3 protein-coding genes are annotated in these 5,865 nt (G+C 47.0%); all 3 read left to right on the top strand.

Annotated elements, in window-relative coordinates; genetic code table 11:
- The first annotated feature begins 66 nt into the window (after positions 1-66).
- Positions 67-2,646, top strand: a complete 2,580-nt coding sequence (locus tag PHU49_13545) for a GAF domain-containing protein (GenBank protein ID MDD5245032.1) — start codon at positions 67-69, stop codon at positions 2,644-2,646.
- A 97-nt stretch (positions 2,647-2,743) separates the two neighbouring features.
- On the top strand, positions 2,744-4,492 hold the full coding sequence (aspS, locus tag PHU49_13540) for an aspartate--tRNA ligase (GenBank protein ID MDD5245031.1): 1,749 nt from the start codon (positions 2,744-2,746) through the stop codon (positions 4,490-4,492).
- A 22-nt stretch (positions 4,493-4,514) separates the two neighbouring features.
- Positions 4,515-5,865: hypothetical protein (locus PHU49_13535; protein ID MDD5245030.1), on the top strand; the 1,351-nt coding region annotated here is incomplete at its 3' end.

Here is a 5,865-nt window from a genome sequence, read left to right as displayed (position 1 = left end):
AATAGGAGGACCGAGTGAAAAAACCCGGATGTATAAATGTGACTTTTTATAAAAGGAAGTATTAAAATGAATCCTCACTCTAATCGGTTTAATGAAATCTTTCTGAGAAAGCAGGACCTGTATTACAAGCTCATCCTGAGCATCGGCCTGCTCTTTGTCTTTCCTGCCTTCGGTTTTCTCTTCTTTGCGTTTAAATATAATATCCTGCAGGACAGATCGTTGCCTCTTTTTCTCATTGGCTTCCTTGTATTTTCATTTCTCGGTTTCATCTTTTTAAGAACTGTATTCCGGAAGGTCTCAAGGATATCAGATGAGTTTTCTGAAAGGGTTGCTTCCGACCTGTCAGATGTTCAGTTCCAACGGGGAACAGACGAGTTGGGCAACATTGTTGATTCCTTTAATGCCCTTGAAAACCAATTAAAAAACACTTTGAACAGGCTTGAGAAAAAGGGATCGGAGATATCCACACTCAAAGAACTTTCAGACCTGTGCTATGTAACATTCGATACCGATGAGCTTCTTTACATCACGCTGGAGCGCGCCCTCAAACTGGTGAAGGCAGATATCGGATCGGTTTTGATCCTCCAGCGTCCGCATCGGAAAACATTTATTGTACAGGCACAGATCGGTCTTGGCGATGAGGTGAAAGTCGGAAGAGAGGTTGACTTTGATACCAGCATAGCAAAGTATGCCGTTATCAATAAATCCCCGCTGCTGGTAGAAGATATTGAGAATGACAGCAGGTTCGGAAGAACCAACCGTTCCACATATGCCACAAAGTCTTTTATATGCATGCCATTAAAGACCATAGGCGATATCATCGGTGTTATTACCGTATCACGGAGAAATGACAATACAATATTTACGCAGGATGACGTTGAGGTCTTAACGCCCCTTTTAAGCAACGCAGCATTTACCTTTGAAAATATCAGACTGTTTAAAGAGAATGAGACCGATACGGAGCTCATGAAGACAACGATAAAGATATTGAAGGTAATCAACTCAAGCCTCAGAGAGAGCGAACTGATGTATTCCATTTTAAATGAGATCCAGTCGCTGATCCCCTACGATCTGGCAATTGTTTTGACAAAAGACGAGAACAGACCTGATGAGCTTATGATCTTTGAACTGATGTGCAGGGGGGCGACAAATCTTTCAAAAGGGTCTTACTATCCGTACGGGGGCTCTGTCCTTGATAAGGTTATCAAGCAGGAATCCAGCCTCCTTATAAACGATACAAAAAAACTGACAGGTGATACGGAGCAAAAACTCTTTGCAAACCCTTATTCCGGAGCCTGTCTCCTTTGCACTTTAAAAATTGCAGGTGAAGTCAACGGGATCCTCGCTCTCTGCGCACCTAACCCCGATACCCTCAATAAAGAGGTGGAGTTCCTGGAAATTATCAGAGATGGTGTCGCTCTTGCAATCGAGCGCGTGAAGCTCTCTGCCTCTGTGATCAGGAGAAACCAGGAGCTCAATACCTTGAAACAGATCGGTGGAGCCCTTACATCATCAACCTTTGATATTGATCAGGTTTTAAAATACGCAATGGACATGATACGGGTTACCATGGACGTCGAGGCAGGATCCCTGCTTCTCTTGAATGGCGATGAGCTGGAGTTCAAGGTGAGTTTTGATATAGATATAGCAACACTCAGTCAGTCGAGGGTAAAACTCGGCCAGGGTATTGCAGGGTATGTGGCTGCCCAGGGGAAATCGGTTATTGTTAATGATGTGCGGCAATCGCCGCACTTCTTCGCTGTAATAGATAATGTCACAGGATTCAAGACAAAATCGGCGCTTTGTGTTCCCATGATCTCTCAGGGCAAAGTGATCGGTGTTATTGAACTGCTCAATAAACGTGACGGTAACTTCAGCGACAGCGATGAGAAACTCCTCCAATCCATTATTTCGTCTCTCATTATTGCCATCGAAAATGCAAGGCTTTACCAGGCAACCGTCTCGATGACAGAGCATGAAAGGGGTATCCGTCAGATCTTTCAGAAGTTTGTCCCAAAAGAGATCGTAGACAAGATCATCCACGGTGAAGCAACAGGCAAGCCCTTGCTTGATGAGTTCAGAACATTAACATTCCTCAATATCGATATCAGGGGTTTCTCGAAGCTCGCCAAGACAATCGGTCCCCATAGAACCGTTCCGATGATCAACTATTTTTTTGCGATCATGGGAGATATCATATTCAGGCACCTGGGGATCGTGGACAAGTATCTGGGCGACGGTTTCCTTGCAATATTCGGAGCGCCGGTCTCAAGCGTATCTGATGCGGACAACGCGATGGCAGCAGCGCTGGACATGAAGAAAGCGATAGAGCCGGTCAGTGATTACTTCGAGAAAGAGGTAGGCGCGCCATTATCTATGGGCATAGCGATACATACGGGTGAGGCGGTTATCGGTAACATCGGTTTTGAAAAAAAGATGGACTACACGGTGATAGGTGATGTAGTGAATACGGTCTTCAGACTCCAGGATATCGTAAAACCTTTAACGAACGGCATCCTTATCAGTGAAAGGACCCGTAAAGCGGCTCAATCGAGACTCGATGTACGTGAAATCGGCGAATATGAGATCGATGCAGCATTAGAAAAGATAAAAGTCTACGAGCTTCTGAACCAGGTCAAAAGCTGATCTGTCAGAAATAAGCCAAATCCTCCCTCCAACGCATAAGCCTTGACTTAAGCTGTCTTAAACATATATAATAATAGACTTTTGAAAGGGGTAGACAGTGAGAGATAAACATTGCGGATTGGTTTCCAGGGACGATATAGGCAGGATGATCAACCTTGCCGGATGGGTTTTTAGACGAAGAGATCACGGCGGTCTTATATTCGTTGACCTCCGGGACATAACCGGGATCGTGCAGGTCGTATTTTCACCTGAGATATCGCAAGAGGCACACGAGAGGGCAGGGGACATCAAACAGGAATATGTTTTGAAGGTTACCGGTAAGGTCGAAAAGAGGCCGCCGGAAACCGAAAACCCGAATATACCCACCGGTGAGGTCGAGGTGCTGGTCCATTCCTTTGAAGTCCTGAATACCTCAAAGACACTGCCTTTCCAGCTTGATGAAGAGGAACCCAATGAATCCCTGCGTCTGAAATATCGCTACTTAGACCTGAGAAGGCCTGAGATACAGAAGATATTCATTGCGCGGCATAAGGCATACAAGGTCACCCGTGATTATCTGACAGAGAAAGGTTTTTTTGAATTTGAGACACCGTTTCTTACCAAGAGCACGCCTGAAGGTGCGCGGGATTTCATCGTCCCCAGCAGGTTAAATACCGGGATGTTCTATGCCCTGCCGCAATCACCACAGCTTTTTAAACAGATATTGATGATAGGCGGTTTCGACCGGTATTTTCAGATCGTGCGGTGCTTCAGGGACGAGGACCTGCGGGCTGACAGGCAGCCTGAGTTTACGCAGATCGACATGGAGATGAGCTTTGTTGACGTCGATGATGTTCTTGCAACAAGCGAAGGTCTCATTATGTCGCTTTACAAAGAATTAAAAGGAACGCCTGTGGATCTTCCGATCCCGAGGATGAAGTACGCCGACGCGATGGAGCTGTACGGTACCGACAAACCCGATCTGCGTTTCGATCTCCCGTTGTCGGATATTACAGGTATCTTTCAGGGAACTGAATTTGGTGTTTTCAGGAAAACCATCGATGAAGGCGGGATAATCAAAGGGCTTGTCCTGAAAGGCAGGATCTTGTCGCGAAAGGACCTCGACACCGCCGTTGATACAGCAAAGGATATGGGCGCAGGCGGCCTTATCTGGATCAGGAAAGAGAACGATATGCTCCAATCCCCTATCGTGAAGTTCTTAAAGGATGAAGAAAAAGCATCATTGTCTGAGACCTTTGATCTTTCGAACGGAGATGTTCTGTTTATCGTGGCAGACAAGAAAAACAAGGCGAACGATGTGATGGGGAGATTCAGGCTATACATAGGAGAAAAGTTCGGGCTGATCAACAAAGAACTGGACAAATTCCTCTGGGTTATTGATTTTCCACTCCTTGAGTACAGTGAGGAAGAAAAGAGGTTCGTGGCAAGGCACCATCCTTTCACATCACCGAAAGAAAGTATCCGGAATTTTAACGGTGACTATGAGTCGATCATTGCGAGGGCGTACGACCTTGTCCTGAATGGCGTTGAGATAGGCGGCGGGAGCATCAGGAATTACACGATGGATGAACAGATGGAGATGTTCAGGTTGTTGAACATCAGGGAAGAAGATGCTGTGGAGAAGTTCGGTTTTCTCCTCGAGGCCCTGGAAATGGGAGCACCTCCGCACGGCGGCATTGCCTTTGGATTTGACAGGATATTAATGATGTTCCTGGGGCTTGGAAGCATCAGGGATGTCATCCCCTTTCCGAAGACCCAGAAGGGGACATGTCTCATGACCGGCGCGCCGTCGAATATCGGGCAGAAACAACTGAATGAACTGAAGATAAAGACCATCGTAAAGTAATCCGTGCCCGCAGGAGGATAATGTGAAGAAAAAGAAAAAAGGTTTTATCTTTAAGAATACCGTGAAGAGCGCAAAATACCCTTTGATCGATGTCGACACCCCTGAATTTTACAGGGAGGTCTTTCCTTTTACCGAGGTCTGCAAGGTAAAGTTTGATCACAAGCTAGAGCTTATCGATCCGCCGGAGGACATCTACATAACGGATACGACCTTTCGCGACGGCCAGCAGTCAAGGCCGCCCTTTACAGTAAAACAGATCGAAGACCTCTATGAGATGATGCACAGGCTCGGCGGCCCCAACGGCGTCATCAGGCAAAGCGAGTTTTTCCTTTATACTGAAAAGGACAGGGATGCTGTGGAGAAATGCCTCGAAAAAGGCTATAAGTACCCTGAAATAACGGGCTGGATAAGGGCGAACAAGGATGACCTGCAGCTCGTTAAAGACCTTGGCTTACGTGAGACAGGGATCCTGACAAGCGCTTCCGACTATCATATCTTTTTAAAATTGAAAAAGACGAGATCCCAGGTCTTCAGGGAGTACGTTAAGATCGTCGAGAATGCCTTATCACACGGTATTGCACCGCGGTGCCATTTTGAGGATATCACGAGGGCGGACATATACGGGTTCTGTGTGCCCTTTGCCCAGGCCCTTATGAGCATGTCCGAGGATGCAAAGATACCGATCAAAATAAGGCTCTGCGACACGCTTGGAGTAGGGATAACCTATCCCGGCGCTGCCTTGCCGCGGTCGATCGGAAAGATCATCAGGGCCATGATCGACGATGCCGGCGTTCCTTCAGAGTACCTTGAATGGCACGGACACAACGATTTTTACAAGGTCATCGTCAACAGCATCAGCGCCTGGCTCTATGGCTGCACCTATGTCAACGGCACGCTCCTCGGCATAGGCGAAAGGACCGGGAACGCGCCCATAGAAGCCCTTATCATGGAGCACATAGCATTCACGGGCGAGGACAACGGTATAGACCCGACGGTCATTACGGAGATACGGAACTATTTCGAAAAGGTGATAGGGCAGCATATCCCCAAGGGCCAGCCCTTCATCGGTCTTGATTTTAACGCGACATCGGCCGGCGTCCATATAGACGGATTATTGAAGAACGAAGAGATCTACCTGCCTTTCGATACGAACAGGATCCTTAACAGGCCGCTCGCGATCAACATTACCGATAAATCCGGCCTTGCAGGCATCACCCACTGGATCAATTCCCATTTTGCGTTGACTGGAAAAGACAGGATTGAAAAGATACATCCCGGAGTTGCGAAGATCAACAAATGGATCATCAAGCAGTATGATGAAGGCAGGTGCACGTCGATATCAGAGGAAGAGATAGAGCGGCTTGTAAGGATCT

The sequence above is a fragment of the Syntrophorhabdaceae bacterium genome, assembly GCA_028713955.1.
In the GTDB taxonomy this organism is placed as follows: Bacteria; Desulfobacterota; Syntrophorhabdia; order Syntrophorhabdales; family Syntrophorhabdaceae; genus UBA5609.
This window is presented reverse-complemented; position numbering and strand designations above follow the sequence as displayed.